The organism is Rhodococcus sp. P4_F5, from assembly GCF_056401315.1.
The window spans coordinates 1-19510 of the sequence record NZ_JBFUJP010000022.1; the positions used below are offsets into that span (position 1 = coordinate 1).

17 protein-coding genes and 1 tRNA gene are annotated in these 19510 nt (G+C 71.6%); 12 read left to right on the plus strand and 6 right to left on the minus strand.

Going from position 1 to position 19510, the window contains the following annotated elements:
- A partial coding sequence (locus tag AC1DU4_RS11310) for an FAD-binding oxidoreductase (protein WP_477839844.1) occupies window positions 1-508 on the minus strand: 508 nt, incomplete at its 3' end.
- Window positions 509-714: 206 nt separating this feature from the next.
- Between AC1DU4_RS11310 and AC1DU4_RS11315 the strand changes: the two genes are divergently transcribed.
- Window positions 715-1353, plus strand: coding sequence for a TetR family transcriptional regulator (locus AC1DU4_RS11315; protein WP_477839846.1), 639 nt, complete (start codon window positions 715-717; stop codon window positions 1351-1353).
- A 39-nt stretch (window positions 1354-1392) separates the two neighbouring features.
- The gene (locus tag AC1DU4_RS11320; RefSeq protein ID WP_477839848.1) at window positions 1393-2202 is read left to right on the plus strand and encodes a TetR/AcrR family transcriptional regulator; all 810 of its coding nucleotides are present in this window, start codon (window positions 1393-1395) and stop codon (window positions 2200-2202) included.
- Here AC1DU4_RS11320 and AC1DU4_RS11325 read toward each other — a convergent pair.
- Entirely contained in the window at window positions 2184-3164 is a 981-nt protein-coding gene (locus tag AC1DU4_RS11325) for an endonuclease/exonuclease/phosphatase family protein (RefSeq protein WP_477839850.1), read from the minus strand. The two genes, AC1DU4_RS11320 and AC1DU4_RS11325, sit on opposite strands and share 19 nt — an antisense overlap.
- A 102-nt stretch (window positions 3165-3266) precedes the next feature.
- Window positions 3267-4508: a PucR family transcriptional regulator gene (locus AC1DU4_RS11330; protein ID WP_477839852.1), complete on the minus strand. Its 1242-nt coding sequence runs from the start codon at window positions 4506-4508 to the stop codon at window positions 3267-3269.
- A 140-nt stretch (window positions 4509-4648) separates the two neighbouring features.
- On the opposite strand from AC1DU4_RS11330, the gene AC1DU4_RS11335 reads away from it, so the two are divergent.
- Window positions 4649-5512, plus strand: a complete 864-nt coding sequence (locus tag AC1DU4_RS11335) for an alpha/beta fold hydrolase (protein ID WP_477839853.1) — start codon at window positions 4649-4651, stop codon at window positions 5510-5512.
- On the plus strand, window positions 5509-6090 hold the full coding sequence (locus AC1DU4_RS11340) for a DUF4203 domain-containing protein (protein WP_477839855.1): 582 nt from the start codon (window positions 5509-5511) through the stop codon (window positions 6088-6090). The genes AC1DU4_RS11335 and AC1DU4_RS11340 overlap by 4 nt, the downstream gene beginning before the upstream one ends.
- Here AC1DU4_RS11340 and AC1DU4_RS11345 read toward each other — a convergent pair.
- Window positions 6063-7415 carry an MFS transporter gene (locus AC1DU4_RS11345; RefSeq protein WP_477839857.1) on the minus strand — a complete coding sequence of 451 codons (1353 nt, stop codon included), beginning with the start codon at window positions 7413-7415 and terminating at the stop codon, window positions 6063-6065. The genes AC1DU4_RS11340 and AC1DU4_RS11345 overlap by 28 nt on opposite strands.
- Before the next feature lie 151 nt (window positions 7416-7566).
- On the opposite strand from AC1DU4_RS11345, the gene AC1DU4_RS11350 reads away from it, so the two are divergent.
- From AC1DU4_RS11350 to AC1DU4_RS11375, 6 genes are all read left to right on the plus strand, one after another.
- Window positions 7567-8493, plus strand: coding sequence for an SGNH/GDSL hydrolase family protein (locus AC1DU4_RS11350; protein ID WP_477839859.1), 927 nt, complete (start codon window positions 7567-7569; stop codon window positions 8491-8493).
- A gap of 82 nt (window positions 8494-8575) precedes the next feature.
- Complete coding sequence (locus AC1DU4_RS11355) at window positions 8576-9103, plus strand: PadR family transcriptional regulator (protein ID WP_072844888.1); 528 nt, start codon at window positions 8576-8578, stop codon at window positions 9101-9103.
- Between the two features lie 70 nt (window positions 9104-9173).
- Window positions 9174-11204 (plus strand): FAD-dependent oxidoreductase, encoded by a 2031-nt coding sequence (locus AC1DU4_RS11360; RefSeq protein WP_477839862.1) that lies wholly within the window; start codon window positions 9174-9176, stop codon window positions 11202-11204.
- 102 nt (window positions 11205-11306) lie between these two features.
- Window positions 11307-12110 carry a mycolate reductase gene (gene cmrA / locus AC1DU4_RS11365; protein ID WP_477839864.1) on the plus strand — a complete coding sequence of 268 codons (804 nt, stop codon included), beginning with the start codon at window positions 11307-11309 and terminating at the stop codon, window positions 12108-12110.
- Between the two features lie 105 nt (window positions 12111-12215).
- Window positions 12216-13559, plus strand: coding sequence for a diaminopimelate decarboxylase (lysA, locus tag AC1DU4_RS11370; RefSeq protein ID WP_477839865.1), 1344 nt, complete (start codon window positions 12216-12218; stop codon window positions 13557-13559).
- A gap of 105 nt (window positions 13560-13664) precedes the next feature.
- Complete coding sequence (locus tag AC1DU4_RS11375; protein ID WP_477839867.1) at window positions 13665-15305, plus strand: AMP-binding protein; 1641 nt, start codon at window positions 13665-13667, stop codon at window positions 15303-15305.
- A 64-nt stretch (window positions 15306-15369) separates the two neighbouring features.
- On the opposite strand, the gene AC1DU4_RS11380 is transcribed toward AC1DU4_RS11375, so the two are convergent.
- Window positions 15370-17241, minus strand: coding sequence for a helicase HerA-like domain-containing protein (locus AC1DU4_RS11380; protein WP_477839869.1), 1872 nt, complete (start codon window positions 17239-17241; stop codon window positions 15370-15372).
- Between the two features lie 85 nt (window positions 17242-17326).
- Here AC1DU4_RS11380 and orn point away from each other — a divergent pair, with 85 nt between their 5' ends.
- The gene (gene orn / locus AC1DU4_RS11385) at window positions 17327-17926 is read left to right on the plus strand and encodes an oligoribonuclease (RefSeq protein ID WP_072844882.1); all 600 of its coding nucleotides are present in this window, start codon (window positions 17327-17329) and stop codon (window positions 17924-17926) included.
- An 89-nt stretch (window positions 17927-18015) separates the two neighbouring features.
- Window positions 18016-18088 (plus strand) — tRNA-His (locus tag AC1DU4_RS11390).
- Between the two features lie 178 nt (window positions 18089-18266).
- Here the strand turns inward: AC1DU4_RS11390 and AC1DU4_RS11395 are convergent.
- Window positions 18267-19469: a L,D-transpeptidase gene (locus AC1DU4_RS11395; RefSeq protein WP_477839937.1), complete on the minus strand. Its 1203-nt coding sequence runs from the start codon at window positions 19467-19469 to the stop codon at window positions 18267-18269.
- Window positions 19470-19510: the final 41 nt, after the last annotated feature.

Below are 19510 nucleotides of genomic sequence, written 5' to 3' on the forward strand. Positions count from 1 at the left end.
CGAGGAGGGTCCGCAGCATCGCCAGCACCGGGGTGATGCCGCTGCCGCCGCTGATCAGCAGGACATGCCCGGGCCGCCGGGCCGGGAGCCGGAAGGTGCCGTCGGCGGGCGAGAGGTCCACCACCAGCCCCACCCGGGCCTCCCTGTTCAGGTAGCCCGAGACCACACCGCCCGCATGCTCCTTGACGGTGAGCTCGATGCCGGCGTCGTGCTGCGAGCCGGCGGGCGAGTAGCAGCGGGTGTGCCGGACGCCGTCGACGACCACGCCCACCTGGACGAACTGCCCGGCCTCGAAGCCCCGCCACTGGCGGGTCGGCCGCAGGGTGAGGGTGACGGAGCCGGTACCGCGCCGGACCGCGGTGACCTCGGCCCGCAGGTCGCGGACCGTGACCATCGGATCGACCAGTTCCAGGTAGCGATCGAGGCGGTGCGGGGTCGCGAGCGACTCGAGCAACGAGACCAGCGAGGGCCGGCGGGCGGGCCGTGACGGGCGGGACTGCAGGGCCACTGCGACCTCCTGGGCCGTAGAAGGGAAAGGGTCGGACACGGGGATCAGACTCGACACTTTCAGTGAACAGTCGTACTCCAATTAGTGTGACAGTAAGTGGCAGGTAGATGTCAACAGTCCGGGCCGAACTCGTGTCTCACGACACACCCGTGCACAAATACGGTGCACACCTAGACACCGAACCGAGCTCGCCTACACTCGGAGCCGTGACGGAGCCGGAGACCAGAGCCGAACGCAAGGAGCGCACCCGCCAGGCCCTGCTCGACGGGACGCTGGAGATGCTCGCGGACCGCGGCTTCGCGAGCCTGAGCCTGCGCGAGGTCGCCCGCTCGGCGGGCATCGTGCCGACCGCGTTCTACCGGCACTTCAGCTCGATGGAGGACCTCGGGGTGACCCTCGCCGAGGACGGCATGCGGGTGCTGCGCCGGATGCTGCGCGAGGCCCGACGCGACCGCGGCGCCGCCGGCACCACCACCGTCCGCGCGTCGCTGGACATCCTGCTGCGTGAGGTGCGCGCCCACGAGGGCCAGTTCCGGTTCCTCGGCCGCGAACGCCAGGGCGGCGCCCCCGCGGTGCGCCGCGCGATCTCGACCGAGCTGCGACTGTTCGCGAGCGAACTGACCATCGACCTCTCCCGGATGCCGGCGCTGGCGAGCTGGCCGGTCGAGGACCTGGAGATGGCGGCCGACCTGATCGTCGCGGTGATGATGACGACCGCCGTCGACGTGCTCGAGGTCCCCGCGGGCAGCCGCGAGGAGCGAGCCGTGGTCGCCCGTGCCGAGCGCCAGCTGCGCCTGATCCTGGTCGGCATGGGGTCGTGGCGCACGAACCCGGAGGCCGGCTGAGGGCGGCGTGGACGGCGCACTGGAGGAGAATCCACTGTTGTGGCAGCAAAGAAGGACGTTCCGACCGATCCGGCCCGCACCCTGGCACTGCTGTGGGGCCTGGAAGGCAAGGCCGGGCGCAAGGGTCTGAGCGTGGATTCGATCGTGGCGGCCGGCATCGCCCTGGCCGACGCCGAGGGACTCGATGCCGTCTCCATGCGGCGGGTGGCCGAGCGACTCGACGTCGGCGCCATGTCCCTCTACACCCACGTCCCGGGCAAGGCCGACCTGATGGACCTGATGCAGGACGCGGCGCTCGCCGGGCTGTACGCGGACCTCGACCAACCCGCCCGCGCGCCGGGCGGGTGGCGCGGCGGCATCGAGTTCGTCGCCGAACGCAACTGGGCGCTCTACCAGCGACACCCGTGGATGCTGCACCTGGCCGGGGCCCGCCCGGTCCTCGGGCCGAACACGAGCCGCAAGTACGAGGCGGAACTGCGGCCGCTCGACGGCATCGGCCTCACCGACGTCGAGATGGACTCGGTCCTGACGCTGGTGCTGGCGCACGTCGTCGGCACCGCCCGGCAGCTGGCCAGCGTGGCCGCGACCGTGGAGGAGTCCGGGCTCACCGACGCGCAGTGGTGGGGCATCGTCGGCCCGATCCTCGACCGCGTCATGGACGGCGAGCAGTTCCCGGTCTCCGGCCGGGTGGGCACCGCCGCCGGCACCGAGTTCGATGCCGCGTCCGACCCGATCCACGCGCTGCGCTTCGGGCTGGACCGCATCCTCGACGGCGTCGCCGAGCTCATCGGCTCACGCAGGCATCGGGACTCCGCCGCGTCGCGGCCGGATCAGTCCGGCGCGGAGTAGCCACCGGCCGGGTGCACCGCCACGGTCGCGACCACCCCGCGGTGGTCCGACCCGGGCAGCTCGACCGCCTCGGCGCCGGTGGCGCTCGCCCCGGCGACCAGGATGTGGTCGATCGCGAGCAGCGGCGGCCACCAGCGGTCCGCGGGGTAGGTGCGCAACACCCCGGCACCGGACTGCTCGGCGGCGTCCCGGAACCCGTCGTCGATCAGCGCCCGGTACTGCGCGTGGTCGAAGGTCGCGTTGAAGTCCGCTCCCACGACGACGGGCGCGCCGCCCGCCCGCAGGTCCCGCAGGATCCCCCGGACCTGCCCGAGTTCGCGCGACCAGATGTCTGTCTGCGGCCGCGGCACCGGCGGCAGCGGGTGCGCGGCCACCAGCACGAACGACGGCCCGGTCGGCGGCTGCACCCGCGCCGAGACCATGTTCAACACGAACCCGAGATGCTCGGTCTCCTCCGACAACGGGTGCCGGCTCCAGATCCCGGTCCCGCCGCCCAGTTCCATCGGCCGCAGGTACCGGAACGGCAACTCCTCGTCGAGGCCGGCCGCGCCGAGCGCCGGCACCGCCCCGGGCGTGAGCTCGTTGACCGTGAGCACGTCGACCTGCCTCGACCGGACCTGCGCGACCACGCCCTCCAGGTCGTCGTTGCCGAAGAAGATGTTCGCCTGCATGACCGTCAGCTCGGCGGCCGCGTCGGCGACGCGGTCGGCGGTGTAGAGCGGCAGCTGCGTCCAGGCGGCGGCCGCCAGCACCACCGCCGCGACCACGGCCCCCGCCCAATGCCGGGCCGCGGCGAACGCGGCCAGCCCGACGACGCCGGACGCCATCAGCAGCGGCGCCGCCGAGGCCAGCACCACCAGGGTCGTCACGGTGGTGTCGAGGTAGTGCGCACCGACGCCGACCGCGGCCACCAGCACCGCCAACGACCCGAACGCCACCGCCGCACGCCGAACCCACCGCATCGAATTCCCCTCCAGGTCGTCGCCCGAGTGTGCCCTACGGGCGAGAGGTCGCGGCAACACCCGGGCCGGCGGGACGCCACGACCCCGACCGGGGGCGGCCGGTCAGCCCAGTGCGCGCTTGGCCACCAGCGCCGCGCCGACCTGCGGCAGATCCGACGGATCCGACGGATTCAGTCCCGTCAGCTCGAAGACCCGGCGCATTCGGTAGTCGACGGTGTTGGCGTGGACGTGCAGCGTGGCGGCGGTGGCGCGACGGTTCAACCCGCTGGCCACGTACGCCTCGAGGGTCTGCATCAGCTCCGGCTTCGAGGCCAGCGGTTCGAGCAGCCGGGCCAGCTCGAGGTGTGCCGGACTCGGCCGGCTCAGCTGGTACTCGAGCAGGACGTCGGAGAGCCGGTACAGGCCGGGCGGGCGGCCGGAGCGGGCGACGAGCGCGATGATCTCCGAGGTCTCGTGCACGGCGGCGGGCACGGCGGCGGGTTCGGCGATCGCGCCGGCGACCCGCAGGTCGGCGCCGACGACCACCCGCGCCCGCTCGACCATCTGCCGCAGTTCCTCCCAGTCCGGCGGCGAGGCCGGGCAGGGGATCAGGGCGGTACCGCCGCCGCTGTCGATCACGGTGAGCGCGGGCTCGCCGGTGATCCGGTCGAGCTCGGCCTGCAGCCGGCGCAGCTTGCGGCGGGCGGCGACGGTGCCGCTCACCCCGTAGCCGCGTTCGTCGGTGTTCTCGTCGATCGCCAGGCTCAACGCCAGGTAGTGCGGCGCCACCCGGAGGCCGGTGCGGCGCACCACCGCGTCCACCGGTTCGCCGGCCACCAGCGCCGACATCAGCGAGCGCCGCCCCGAGTTCTCCTGACTCTCCATGATCTGGCGTTCTTCGAGGTACGCGGCACTGACCGCGATGGTGAGCCGGCGCAGGAAGTCCAGGACCATCCCGATCACCACCTGGGTGTCGCCCATCTCGTCGGGGTCGGCGCCGGCGAACAGTTCCTCGGCGGCCAGCCCGATGCCCACGTGGTAGGCGTGCAGGATCGCGTCGAGCGGGACACCCTCCTCGGCGCGGCGGGCGGCCGAGTTGCGCTGCTCGACGAGCTCGGAGTCGTACGCGGCGCGGCGCTCACGGATCAGGGTGGCGAACAGCTCCAGGTTGTGCTGGATGATGGCGGAAATCTCGCCGTGGACCTCTTCACGCGGCAACTCGCGATAGATCGGCAACTCGTCGATGAGCCGGGCGACGACCCGCGCGGTGAGCTCCGATGCCGACGCGTTCAGCCAGTTCGCGATCGGCCGTCCGCCGATTCGCAGGGGTTCATCTCTCCAAACGACCTTGTTGTTATCTGTCACAATTCGACCCCGACGTTTCTCATGAATAGCGCTGCTCACCGCGATACATGTGATGCATACCATGTTGCCGATTCCACACACAACGGAACCGTCCCGATCATCCGGACGCCACACCTCAAGCGCCGGTACGGTTTTCGATCATGAGGCCACGCAGCGCCAGGAACGATGTCCGGACTGACGCGGTCGAGGTGGGAGATTTCACCTTCGAAATCACCTCCGCGGGGCCACCCGAGGGCCCTCCGGCGGTCCTGTTGCACGGGTTTCCCGAGACCCCGGCGTGCTGGCTGGAGCTGACCGGGATCCTCACCGCCGCCGGACTGCGGGTGATCGCCCCGGCGCAGCGCGGCTACTCCCCCGGCGCCCGCCCCGTCGGCGTCGAGCACTACGCGATGCACCACCTCGTCGGCGACGTCGTGGGCCTGTTCGACGCCCTGGGCCTGGACTCGGTCCACCTGATCGGCCACGACTGGGGTGCCGCGGTGGCCTGGGCCGTCGCCGCGACGCACCCCGACCGCATCCGCACCCTCACCGCGGTGTCGGTCCCGCACCCCACCGCGCTCAGCCGCGCCCGGCGCGAGGACGACGACCAGCGCGACCGGTCCCGCTACATCGACCTCTTCCGCGACGGCGACCGCGCCGAGAGCCTGCTGCTGGCCGACGACGGCCGCCGGCTGCGGGCGGTGTTCGGCGACGTGGATCCGGCCCGGGTGGACGCGCACCTGCGGGTACTCACCGAGCCGGGCGCCCTCACCGCTGCACTGTCCTGGTACCGGGCCATGACCCGGGAGGCGCACTCGCTGCCGGCGGTCCGGGTACCCACCACCTTCGTGTGGAGCACCGGCGACGCGGCGATCGGCCGCGCCGGGGCGCAGATGTGCGGCGAATTCGTCGAAGCCCCGTACCGTTTCGTGGAACTGGACGGGGTCAGCCACTGGATCCCCGAGGTCGCCGCCGCAGCGCTCGCCGAGGCGGTACTGGCACGCGTCGAAGGGAATGAGCGATGAGCGGAATTGCGGTACTGCTGGTCGGAATCGTCCTCTGTTTCTGGGGAATCGGATCGCTGCACGTCGCGGTGCTGGCGGCCGGCTTCGGCCTCGGCTGGTTGATCGCCGACCTGTTCAGCGCGTCGCTCGCCACCCTCTTCCTGTTCGCCCTGATCGGGGCCGTCGCCTCGTGGGTGGTCACCACGCTGGTCTTCAAGTTCTCCGCCTACTTCATCGGCGGCCTCACCGGCGCGATGGCGGGCGCCAAGATCGCGGACGTGCTGCAGCCGGGCGAGAACAACTGGGCCCTGAGCGGCATCGTGATCGTCGCGGTGGCGGTGGCCGCAGCCTTCCTCGCCGACAAGTACCGGGCCCGGGCGCTGCTGTGGCTGACCTCGATCGGTGGCGCCAGCATGATCCTGAGCGGCCTCGGCCGGACCACCAGTTCGCTCGACTTCCTGGCGCACCCGAGCCAGGGCTGGGAGCAGGTCACCTCGACGGTGCTGTGGATCGCGCTCGCCGCGGCCGGCTGGCTCGTCCAGCGCCGACTCTTCCCCGACAAGCTCCGGATTCAGTCCGACGAGGGCGCCAAGAGGTAGCCCGCCCGCGGCGGACGGACCGGGAGCAGCGCGGCCAGCCCCACCGCCAGCACGATCAGCAGCCCCAGGATCCCGGCGCGGTCGCTGCCGAAGAGCCACGCACACAGCCCGAACAGGGTCGGCGCCAGGAACGACGCGGCCCGGCCGGTGGTCGCGTACAGGCCGAACATCTGACCCTCGCGGCCCGGCGGCGTGATCCGGGCGAGGAAGGTCCGGGCCGCGGACTGCGCCGGACCGACGAACAGGCACAACACCAGGCCCAGCACCCAGAAGGCGAACGGACCCGACACCACGAGCAGGACGGCGCCCGCGCCGAGCATCGCGATCAGGGACCCGACGATGACCGGCTTGGGCCCCATCCGGTCGTCGAGACGGCCCGCGGCCAGCGCGCCCGCCGCCGCCACCACGTTCGCCGCCACCCCGAACAGCAGCACGTCGGCGGTCGCGATGCCGTAGACGTTGACCGCGAGCACCGCACCGAAGGTGAAGACGCCGGCCAGCCCGTCGCGGAACAGCGCGCTGGCCCCGAGGTAGTAGACGGTGTGCCGGTCGGCGTCCCACAGCTCGCGCAGGTCCCGGCACAGCACCCGGTAGGAGCCGAGGAAGCCGACCTGTCCCGCTGTACCGTCCGAGGCAGCGGATCGCGGCAGTTCCGGGACCGCCAGCAGCACCGGAATCGCGAACGCCGCGAACCAGACCGCGGCGAGCAGCACCACCAGCCGGATGTTCAGCCCGCCGTCGGTGCTGACGCCGAGCAGCCCCCGCGCGTCGCCGTCACCGGCGATGAAGCCGAAGTAGCAGATCAGCAGCAACGCGATGCCACCGAAGTAGCCCATCGCCCAGCCGAACCCGGAGACCCTGCCGATGTTCTGCGGGGTGGACACCTGCCGGAGCATCGCGCTGTAGGGCACCTGGGCGAGCTCGAAGAGCACCGTCGCCGCGCCGAGCAGCGTCAGGCCCAGCCACAGGTTCTGGTACCGGTCCTGCACCAGGCTCATCGCCGTCATGGCGACCACCACCGACCCGGTGAGCAGCGCGAGCGAACGCTTGCGGTGCCCGGCGGCGTCCGACCGCTGACCGGTCACCGGGGCCAGCACCGCGATCAGCAGGCCCGACGCCCCGAGCGCCCAGCCGAGCCAACTGCTGGCCGAGACCGAGCCCGGCAGGTCCGCGCCCACCGAGTCGGTGAGGTACACCGAGAACACGAACGTCACGATCACCGCCGAGAACGCGGCCGAGCCCCAGTCCCACATCGCCCAGGCCAGCACCTGCCCCTTGGAAGTCGCCGACCCGATCGCCGCCGGCCCGATCGCCGCTGTCGCCATAGCGCGAGCCTAGGGCGAGACGTGGCCCGTCGCCGTGACGTCACTTCGGAGTAACGATTACCCCGGAGTGCGGCGCCGCCCACCGCGTCGTTCCTAGTCTTTCGGGCAGCCCTTCCGTGTCGGTCCGTCGCCAAAGAACGGGAGTCCACGCATGCGCTGCCCGAGACTGCTGTCCCTCGCCGTTGCCGTCGCGGCCGCCTCGGCGGCGCTCGCCGGTTCGCCCGCCGGCGCCGACCCGGTCGCCGGCGCCGGTCAGCTCACCGACACGTACTACCTCTCGCTCGGCGACTCGTTGGCCGCCGGCTACCAGCCGGACACCGACCGGGACGAACCGGTCTCATACAGCGACGACCTGTACGCCACGTTGCGCCAGTCCGATCCCAACCTGCAGTTCGTCCGGCTCGGATGTTCCGGCGAGACCACCGAGACGATGATCAGCGGCGGCAGGTGCACCTACCCCGGCGCGAGTTCCCAACTCGGCTACGCCACCAAGTTCCTGCGTGAGCACCCGGGACAGGTCCGGTACGTCACCGAGGACATCGGCGCCAATGACATCTACCACTGTCTCCGTGACTCGACCGGTTCCGCCGGCTCGTCCGGGGTGCCCGACATCGGCTGCATCACGCAGAGCCTCGGCACCGTCGGCGGCAACCTCACCAAGATCAACGGCCAGTTGCGCGAGGCCGGCGGCGACGGCCCCCGTTACGTCGGGATGAACTACTACGACCCCGCGCTCGCCGGCTGGGTCGACGGCGGGGCGGGCCGAGCGATGGCAGCGGCGACCGCGGCCGCCGCCAACGTCCTGTCCGCGACCATCGCCGGCGCCAACAGCGCGGTCGGATGGCAGACGGCCGACGTGGCCGGCGCGTTCTTCAACAACGACTTCGGCAATCCGGTCGACGTCCCCGGGTTCGGGTCGCTCCCCCGCAATGTCGCGTCGATCTGCACGTGGACCTGGATGTGCACCGACCAGGACATCCACGCGAACCCGACCGGACACCGGGTGATCGCGCAGGCCTTCCTGCCGCTGCTGACGGCCGCGCCCGGTCCCGGCGCGGGGTCCGCCGGCGCCTCCTGAACCCGGGTCGTCGGCGCGCGGCCGACGCCCAAGCAAATGCACCTCGTTGCATAGTCACCTCGTTGCATAGATACTCCTACGCGTGGCACTCGAACACGCGCTCCTGGTCTCGCTCTCCGAGCAGTCCGGCTCCGGCTACGAGCTGGCCCGCCGGTTCGACAAGTCGATCGGCTACTTCTGGAGCGCCACCCACCAGCAGATCTACCGGGTACTGAAGCGGATGGCCGCCGCCGGCTGGGTCGACGGCGAGGTCGTCGGCCAGGACGGCCGCCCCGACAAGCGCGTCTACCGCGTCAGCGACGCCGGCCGCGCCGAGCTCCGACGGTGGATCGCCGAGCCGACCGACGCCGGGCACCTGCGCAACGAGCTGGCCGTGAAGATCCGGGCGGCGGCACACGGCGACCTCGACGAGCTGCGTACCGAGGTCGCCCGGCACCGCGACGCGCACGCCGGTCGCCTGGACCTGTACCGGCTGATCGAGAAGCGCGACTTCCCCGCCCCGCAGCAGCTCGCCGGCACCGACCTGCACCAGTACCTGGTGCTGCGCGGGGGCATCCGGGTGGAGGAGGGCTTCACCGCCTGGTGCCAGGAGGTGCTCGATGCCCTCTGACCGTCCGACCGCGCCCGACGATCCGGCGCTCCACCAGCCAGCCAGCCCTGACCCCCGAAAGGCCGCACCCGTGAGCAACCCGTACCCGAACCTGCTCTCGCCCCTGGACCTCGGCTTCACCACCCTGCGCAACCGCGTGGTGATGGGGTCGATGCACACCGGGCTCGAGGACCGCACCCGCGACGTCCCGAAGCTGGCGGCGTACTTCGCCGAACGCGCCCGTGGCGGGGTGGGCCTCATCGTCACCGGCGGCTACGCACCGAACCGCACCGGCTGGCTGCTCCCGCTCGGCGCGGACCTGATCACCAGGTCGCAGGCCGCCAAGCACCGCACGATCACCGACGCCGTGCACGCCGAGGGCGGCAAGATCGCGCTGCAGATCCTGCACGCCGGCCGCTACTCCTACCAGCCGCTGAGCGTCTCCGCGTCCTCCATCAAGGCCCCGATCAACCCGTTCCGGCCGCGGGCGCTGACCGGCCGCGGCGTCGAGTCGACGATCGACGACTACGTCCGCTGCGCCCTCCTGGCCCAGTCCGCCGGGTACGACGGCGTCGAGATCATGGGCGGCGAGGGCTATCTCGTCAACCAGTTCCTCGCCGCGCGCACCAACAAGCGCCGCGACAAGTGGGGCGGCAGCGCCGAAAACCGGCGTCGCCTCGCCGTCGAGATCGTCCGCCGCACCCGCGCCGCGGTCGGGCCGAACTTCGTCATCCTGTTCCGGCTCTCCATGGCCGACCTGGTCGAGAACGGGCAGACCTGGGACGAGATCGTCTCCCTCGCACGCGAACTCGAGGCCGCCGGCACCACGATCCTCAACACCGACATCGGCTGGCACGAGTCCCGGGTGCCGACGATCGTGACCTCGGTGCCGCGCGCCGCCTTCGCCGACTTCACCGCCCGGCTGGCCCGCGAGGTGACCGTCCTGGTGTGCGCGTCGAACCGGATCAACATGCCCGAGACCGCCGAGGAGATCCTCGAAGGCGGTGCGGTGCAGCTCATCTCGATGGCCCGGCCGATGCTGGCGGACCCGGAGTGGGTGCGCAAGACCGCGGCCGACCGCGGCGACGAGATCAACACCTGCATCGCCTGCAACCAGGCCTGCCTCGACCACGCGTTCGTGAACAAGCCCGTGTCCTGCCTGCTCAACCCGAGGGCGGCCCGCGAGACCGAACTGGTGCTCTCGCCCACCCGCCGGGCCAAGAACGTCGCGGTGGTCGGCGCCGGCCCGGCCGGACTGTCCGCGGCGCTGAACCTGGCCGAGCGCGGCCACCGGGTCGAGCTCTTCGAGGCGGGCGAGGAGATCGGCGGCCAGTTCGGGATCGCGCGCCGGATCCCCGGCAAGGAGGAGTTCGCCGAGACCATCCGCTACTACACACGCCGGCTCGAGCTGGTCGGTGTGAAGGTGCACCTGGGCACCCGCGTCACCGCGCGCGAACTGCTCGACGGCGGCCACGACGAGGTGGTCCTCGCGACCGGCGTCACCCCGCGCATCCCGGCGATCCCCGGCATCGACCACCCCAGCGTGCTCTCCTACGCCGAACTGGTCCGCGAGGGTCGCCCGGTCGGGGCGAAGGTCGCGGTGATCGGGGCCGGCGGCATCGGCGTCGACGTCTCCGAATACCTCACCCACGACGCCTCGCCGACGCTCGACCTGGCCGAGTGGAACCGCGAGTGGGGCGTCACCCACGACGAGTCGGCGCCCGGCGCCCTCACCGAGCCCCGGACCGAGCCGTCCCCGCGGGAGGTGTTCCTGCTCCAGCGCAAGGCCGGGCAGATCGGCAAGTCGCTGGGCAAGACGTCCGGCTGGGTGCACCGGGCGGCGTTGAAGAAGAAGGGCGTCGAGCAGATCTCCGGGGTGAACTACGAGCGGATCGACGACGACGGCCTGCACATCACGTTCGGGGACAAGCGCGAGCGGCCGCGGACCCTCGCCGTGGACAACGTCGTGATATGCGCCGGCCAGGAGCCGGTCCGCGACCTCGCGGCGGAACTGCAGGCCGCAGGGATGACCACGCACGTGATCGGCGGCGCCGACGTGGCCGCCGAACTCGACGCCAAGCGGGCAATCGAGCAGGGCACCCGCCTCGCCGCGTCGTTGTGAGAACGCAGGCGGCTCCGCCGCTCGTGCGCGGTAACCGTCCCCCTGGACCCGCAAACCGCGCACGAGCCGTGGGCCGTCTCGGCGACCCGCTAGCCTGACCCCGTGAGCCTGCCTATCCCCACCCCCGACACCCGCGCGGTCGTGACCGGCGCCTCCTCCGGCATCGGCGAGGCGCTGGCCGCCGAACTGGCCGCGCGCGGCCACTCGCTGATCCTCGTCGCCCGGCGCGGCGAACTGCTCGAGGCGCTGGCGCAGCGCCTGACCGAGGCGCACGGCGTCACGGTGGAGGTGCGTGCGGTGGACCTGTCCGACCGCGACGCCCGCGCCGAGCTGACCGCCGAGCTCGCCGACCGCCCGGTCAGCATCCTGTGCAACAACGCGGGCATCGCGACGTTCGGCCCGATCGCGGAGCTGGACCCCGGCTACGAGCGGGCCCAGGTCGAGCTCAATGCCGTTGCCGTGCACGACCTCACGCTCGCCGTGCTGCCCGGGATGCTGGCCCGCAACAGCGGCGGCATCCTCATGGTGGGGTCGGCGGCCGGCAACATGCCGATCCCGAACAACGCCACCTACGCCGCGTCGAAGGCGTTCGTGAACACCTTCTCCGAGTCGCTGCGCGGCGAACTGGCCGGCACCGGCGTGCACGTCACCCTGCTGGCGCCGGGCCCGGTGCGCACCGTGGAGCCCGATCCCGCCGAGGCCTCCATCGTCGACAAGCTGGTCCCCGACTTCCTGTGGATCTCCAGCGAGTACACCGCGAAGCTCTCGCTGGACTCGCTGGCCAAGAACAAGATGCGCGTGGTGCCGGGCCTGATCAGCAAGGGCATGTCGGTGGCCGGGCAGTACACCCCGCGCGCCGTCATCGCGCCGATCGTCGGCACGTTCTACAAGAAGCTCGGCGGGTAGCAGCGTAAGCCTTTGCCCCGCGGCCGTCAGGGTCCCGTCAAGGCCGGCGGATCCGGCGGTCGCGGCGGGTACTCCGGAGGGTGAACCCCACCGTCAGGAGACACCGTGACCCTGCTCGAGATCTTCCCGTCGCTGCGTCAGGCGATGACCCCGCGACTCGACCCCGCGGTGTGGCCGATCGGCACCCACGTCGACGACCGCGGCCGCATCACCGTCGCCGGGGTCGCGCTGGCCGACGTCGCCGACGAGTACGGCACCCCCACCTACGTGCTGGACGAGGCGGACGTGCGGCACCGCTGCCGCGCCTACCGCGAGGTGTTCCCGGATGCCGAGATCGCCTATGCCAGCAAGGCGCTGCTCACCCGCGCGGTCGCGGGCTGGGTGAGCGAGGAGGGCCTCTCGCTCGACGTGTGCTCGGCGGGCGAACTGGCGATCGCGGTGTCCGCGGGGTTCGACCCGCGCCGGATCATCCTGCACGGCAACGCCAAGACCCCCGGCGAGCTGAGCGCCGCCCGGGCCGCGGGCGTCGGCCGGGTGGTGGTGGACTCCTTCACCGAGATCGCGCTGCTCGGCTCGTCGCGCACCCCACGCCAGGACGTCCTGGTGCGGGTCACCCCCGGGATCGACGCGCACACCCACAGGGCCGTCGCCACCGGCGTCGCCGACCAGAAGTTCGGCTTCCCCATCGAGCACGGCCAGGCCGACGACGCGATCCGCCGGGTCCTCGGCCAGCCCGGACTCAATCTCGTCGGCCTGCACTGTCACCTGGGCTCGCAGATCACCGACCCCGCCCACTTCGCCGCCGCCGTGCACCGCATGGTCGGGCAGATGGAGCAGGTCCGGCGCGACCACGGGGTGATCCTCACCGAGCTGAACCTCGGTGGCGGGCACGGCATCTCGTACCGCACGGGCGAGCGCGACCTGGACCTGACGGCACTGTCCGCGACCCTCGACGACGCGCTCGACGACGCCTGCGCGCGCAACCGGTTCCCCCGCCCGCAGCTCACCCTCGAGCCGGGCCGCGCAATCGTCGGCCGGGCCGGGGTGACGGTGTACCGGGTGGTGTCGGTGAAGAAGATCGCGGGCGGGCGCACCTTCGTCTGCGTCGACGGCGGCATGAGCGACAACCCGCGGGTGGCGCTGTACGGCGCCCGCTACAGCGTCGCGCTGGCCAACCGGCACCCGCTGGGCGCGTCGAGCACGGTCACGGTGGCCGGCCGGCACTGCGAGTCCGGCGACGAACTGGCGGTCGACGTGGACCTGCCCGACGACCTGCGCCCCGGCGACGTGCTCGCGATGCCCGGCACCGGCGCGTACCACCACAGCATGGCGTCGTCGTACAACGCGGTCGGGCGGCCGCCGGTGGTCGCGGTCCGCGGCGGCGCCAGCCGGGCGCTGGTCCGGCGGGAGACGGTCGAGGACCTGCTGCGGCGCGAGGTGTCCGGGTAGGCGTGGCGCCAGTCCTTACCGGCAAGTAAGTTGGGTTCCGTGTGGCGGGCGACACCATCGCCGCCGCCCGGGCACACCTCACCGCCACCAGGAGGACACCAGCCGATGCCGCGCCTTTCCGGAGCCACCGACCTGATCAAGGGCCTGGTCCCCATCACCCGCGCCGGCATCGTCGGGCCGATCGGGCCGGGCCGGCTCGCCGGGGTGGTCTCCGCCTGGTACCAGTGGGACTTCACCGCCGGCGGGCTGCTGGCGGTGGCGGCGCGCCGCGACGGCGACCGGGTGGCCGTCGTCGACGACCTCGGCGCGATCAGCTACCGCCGGCTCGACGCCGACGCGCAGGCCCTCGCCGTCGCCCTGCACGACCGGGGCCTGCGCGAACGCGGGCGGATCGGCATCCTGGCCCGCAACCACCGCGGCTTCCTCGTCGCGATGGGCGCCTCGTCGCGGCTCGGCACCGACCTGGTGCTGCTCAACACCGGGGCCTCGGCCGCCCAGCTCGCGGAGGTCGCCGCCGAGCAGAAGCTGGACTGGCTGCTGGTCGACCCCGAGTTCGCGGCGCTGATCCCCCATTCGACGCTGCGGGTCGCCGTCTTCGACGACCCCGACGCGGCCCCCGACGACACCCGCGCCGACGGCTGGGCGCGGTTCGGCGGACTCCTCGAGGACGGCCGGCGCGACGGGGTCTCCGGGCTGCCCGCCCGCCCGCGCCGCGGCCGGATCGTCGTCCTCACCTCCGGCACCACCGGCACCCCGAAGGGCGCCAACCGACCCGAACCGCGCAGCTGGATGCCCGCGTCGGCGCTGCTGTCGCGGCTGCCGCTGCGCAGCGCCGAGACGACGGTGGTCGCGTCGCCGATCTTCCACACCTGGGGCCTGGCCGCCGTTCAGATCGCGCTCGCGCTGCGCTCGACCATGGTGCTCAGCCGGCGCTTCGACCCCGCCGCCACCGTCGCGCTGGTCGCCGAACACCGGGCCAGCGTGCTCTGGGTGGTGCCGACGATGCTCCAGCGCATTACCGACCTGCCCGTGGGCGAGCGCGCGGCGGACCTGTCGACGCTGCGGGTGATCGCGGCCAGCGGCTCCGCCATCCCGACCGGCGTCGTGCACCGGACCCGCGAGGTGTTCGGCCCGGTCCTCTACAACTTCTACGGCTCCACCGAGGTGAGCTGGGCGTCGATCGCGCAGCCCCACGAGCTCGACGCACACCCGACCACCGCCGGCCGTCCCCCGCTCGGCACGGTGCTGCGGATCCTCGACGACCGCGGCGCCGAGGTGCCCCGCGGCACCGTCGGCCGGGTGTTCGTCGGCAACGGCATGCTCTTCGAGGGCTACACCCGCGACGGCGGCGAGAAGGAGGTCCGGGACGGCCTGATGTCCACCGGCGACCTCGGCCACTTCGACTTCGGCGGCCTGCTGTTCCTGGACGGGCGCAGCGACGACATGATCGTCTCCGGCGGCGAGAACGTCTACCCGCGCGAGGTCGAGGACCTGCTCAGCCTGCTGCCCGGGGTGCTGGAGAACGCGGTGGTCGGCGCCGAGGACCCCGAGTTCGGCGCCCGCCTGGTCGCCTACGTGGTGCGCAGCGGGGACGCCGACGGCGAGACGCTCAGCGAGGACGGCATCCGCACCCACGTGAAGGCCCACCTGGCCCGCTTCTGCGTGCCCCGCGAGGTCGTCTTCCTCGACGAACTGCCCCGCAACCCCGCGGGCAAGGTGGTCCCGCGCCTGCTCCCGCCGGTCTAGGCGGCTCCGCCACCTGTGCGTGGTTGACGGGTCCTTCGGCCCCCGTCAACCGCGCACGAGTGCGTCAGCGCTTGCGGCGGCGGCCGGTGCCGAAGATGGACCGCGAGATCTCTCGTCCGGCGACGGTGGCCGCGGACCGCAGGAAGCTCTTGACCGCGGAGTTCTCCATGATCCGCTCGACCGCGCTCGGCTCGTCCGGCGGCGGGGGCGGAAGGTCCGGCAGGTCCGGCAGCAGCGGCGGCAGGTCCAGGCCGTCCGCGTTCGGCGCGCCGGAGACCTTGGCCGTGAGCCGCTCGTAGGCCGACTCGCGGTCGACGGTCTGCCCGTACTTCGCGTTCAGCGGGCTGGCCGCGGCGGCGGCACGGATGGCGGGCTCGCCCACGGTGTCCATCAGCGACCGCGGCGGCGGGATCATCGCCCACGCGACCGGCGTCGGTGCGCCCTTCTCCGAGAGCACGGTCACCACGGCCTCGCCGGTGCCCAGCGAGGTCAGCGCCTTCTCCAGGTCGTAGTGCGCGGTCTTCGGGTACGTCCGGACGGTCTTGTTCAGTGCCTTCTGGTCGTCCGGGGTGAACGCGCGCAGCGCGTGCTGGATCCGGGCCCCGAGCTGCGAGAGCACGTTGTTGGGCACGTCGGTGGGCAGCTGGGTGCAGAAGAACACGCCGACGCCCTTGGAGCGGATCAGCTTGACGGTCTGCTCGACCTGTTGCAGGAACGCCTTCGACGCGTCCGCGAACAGCAGGTGCGCCTCGTCGAAGATGAACACCAGCTTGGGCTTGTCCACGTCGCCGACCTCGGGCAGCGTCTGGAACAGGTCCGCGAGCACCCACATCAGGAAGGTGGAGAACATCACCGGCCGGGCCGCCTGCGCGCCCAACTCGAAGAGCGTGACGACGCCCTTGCCGTCCGGCCCGACCCGCAGGAGGTCCTCGGTCTCGAACTCGGGCTCGCCGAAGAAGGTGTCGCCGCCGTCCGCCTCCAGGTTGACCAGGGCCCGCAGGATCACCCCCGCCGTTGCCGAGGACACGCCGCCGATCCCCTTCAGGTCGGCCTTGCCCTCGTCGGAGGTCAGGTGCGCGATGACCGAGCGCAGGTCCTTGAGGTCGAGCAGGGCCAGGCCCTGGGTGTCGGCCCAGTGGAAGATCAGCCCGAGGGTCGACTCCTGGGTGGCGTTGAGCCCCAGCACCTTGCTCAGCAGGATCGGACCGAAGCTGGTGATGGTGGCGCGGACGGGGATGCCGATCCCGCCGGTACCGAGCGAGAGGAACTCGGTGGGGAACGCGGTGGGCGCCCAGTCCGCGATGCCGGTCGACGCCGCACGGGCGGCGATCTTCTCCCCCGCCTCGCCGGGTGCGGACAGCCCGGACACGTCGCCCTTGACGTCCGCCATCACCACCGGCACACCCGCGGCCGAGAGCTGCTCGCAGATGCCCTGCAACGTCTTCGTCTTGCCGGTGCCGGTCGCGCCGGCCACCAGGCCGTGCCGGTTCAGGGTGGCCAGCGGGATCCGCACTCGCGCAGTGGGATCGACGACGCCGTCCACCATCACGGTGCCGAGCTCGAGCGCGGCGCCGGCGAAGGCGTAACCGGCGGCGATCTCCTGGGCGRCCGAGCTCGACGGCGCCGGAGCCGAGCCACCCGCGACGGACCCGCCGGCGGATTCGGCAGGCGCGGGAACGGATTCGGCCGGAGCGGGGCTGGTTTCCGCGGTAGCCGTGCTGCTTTCGGCGGGAGCCGGGGTCTCGACCAGCGGCGGCCCTGCCTGCTGCGCCGCGGCCTCCGCCTCACGCAGGGCCGCCGCGGCTGCGGCCGCCGCCTCCGCCGCCACCCGGGCAGCCTCCTCGGCCGCGGCCTGCGCCGCCTTCGCCCTCTCCGCCAGCGAAACCTGGTCGGGCTTCGGCTCGGATGCGCCGGATGCAGTCGGATCCACCGTCATTCACGTCCTCCTGGTCGGGACTTCAACGCGTCGAATGTGTCCACCGGGACCCTATCCCGAGAACCCCGTGACTACTGTGGACCCAGTGCAGGACAAACTCGTGTGGATCGACTGTGAAATGACCGGACTGCGGCTCGGCTCCGACAAGCTCATCGAGGTGGCCGCGCTGGTCACCGACAGCGAGCTCAACGTGCTGGGCGAGGGAGTGGACATCGTCATCCACGCCGACGACGCCGCGCTCGCCGAAATGCCCGACGTGGTCAAGGAGATGCACGCGCGCTCCGGGCTCACCGAGGAGGTGCGCGCCTCCACCGTCACGCTGGCCGAGGCCGAGGAGCGGGTCCTCGCCTACATCAAGGAGCACATCCCGAACGCGGGCACGGCGCCGCTGGCGGGCAACTCGATCGCCACCGACCGCGGCTTCATCACCCGGGACATGCCGCTGCTCGACGACTACCTCCACTACCGGATGATCGACGTCAGCTCCATCAAGGAACTGTGCCGGCGCTGGTACCCCCGGATCTACTTCGGCCAGCCCGAGAAGGGCCTCTCGCACCGGGCCCTCGCGGACATCAAGGAGTCGATCCGCGAACTGAAGTACTACCGCCAGACCGCGTTCGTCGCCGACCCCGGCCCCTCCACCAGCGAGATTGCCGAAATCGTCAAGGTTCTCGAAGCCGAGTAGAAACCGATTGGCTTTCCGGCGGGGAGTCAGGCTAATATCGTTCTCGCTGCTGCGGAACAGCCCGAGAGGGCGAAGCCGTGGAAGTTATGGTGACTGTAGTTCAGTTGGTAGAGCACCAGGTTGTGATCCTGGCTGTCGCGGGTTCGAGTCCCGTCAGTCACCCGAAGAGAAGGCCCCCGATTTCGGTCGGGGGCCTTTTCTCGTTTCCGGCCAAGCCGGCCACCCCGTGAGAACCACCCCCAACGACCGAATGCGTCATTCGTTCACTTGAAGTGAACGAATGACGCATTCGGTCAGTCGAGGCGGACCCGGATCTCCGCGGAGACGTCGGGCGTACCGGTCAGGCGTTGCCGGCGTTACCGGCCTTCCACGTGGCCCACGGCACGTTCCAGTCGCCGAGTCCGTCCGTCCCCGACAGCGTGCCGCCGAGGGTGTTCTTCACGATCGTGATGTCGCCGCGCTTGGTGTTGTCGAACACCCACTTCGCGTTGGCGGGACTCAGATTCAGGCAACCATGGCTGACGTTGTAGGACCCCTGGTCCCCCACCGACCACGGCGCGGAGTGGAAGAAGATGCCGCTGTACGACATTCGGGTCGCCCAGTCGACGGGCGTCTTGTAGCCCTGCGGCGAGTTCACCGGGACGCCGTACGTGGACGAGTCCATCACCAGGTGCGAGAACCGGTCCCCGATGATGTAGACGCCGTTGTCGGTCGGCGTGCTGTCCTTGCCCATCGAGGTCGGCATCGTCATCACCACCTCGCCGTTGCGCTCGAAGGTGACCTGCTTGGTGCTGTCGTCGGCGGTCGCGATCATCGCGTCACCGATCTTGAACTGCGAGTGCTCGTCGACCTGACCGAACAGGCCGCCGCCGAGGTCCTTGCCGAAGACATTCACGTCGACCGTGACGGTGGTGCCGGGCGCCCAGTAGTTCTCGGGCCGCCAGCGCACCTCGCGGTTGTTCACCCAGTAGAAGGCGCCCTCGACGGGCGGGTCCGTTGTGACCTTGATCGCAGACTGGGCCGCCAGCCGGTCCGGGACGTTCTCGTCGAACTGCACGGCGACGGGCTGACCGATGCCGACGACGTCACCCTGACCGGGCAGCACGTACGGCTTGGTGAGGTTGCCGGGCGAACTCGTGGTGAACTCCGACGTCATGGTCGTCTCGCCGCCAAGACCGAAGGCGTCGGCCGTGATCTGGTACCGCCCGTTGTACGCGAGCGGCGCGGTGTTCATCCAGGACAGCCCGTCCGCGGCGACAGCGCCCGGCACCGCGGTGCCCGCGGCGTCGGTCAGCGTGACCGCGGACAGCAGCCCGTCGGTAACTCGGACCGCGACCGGGTCTGCCGGCGAGTGCCCGATGGCACCGTCCGCGACCACCGCGGTGAGCTTGGGCTTGACCATCTCCGTGACGGGGTTCAGGTCGATCGCCACCTTGGTCGGGGCCGCCTCCGCGGTACCGCCCGAGGGGACCGTGCACCCCGTGACCACCAGTGCCATTGCCGCCGCCCCCAGCGCCCACGCGCTCAGCGAGACCCGCACCATCTCCACCCCACTTCTCCTGCTTGTAGACCACCACCGACGTC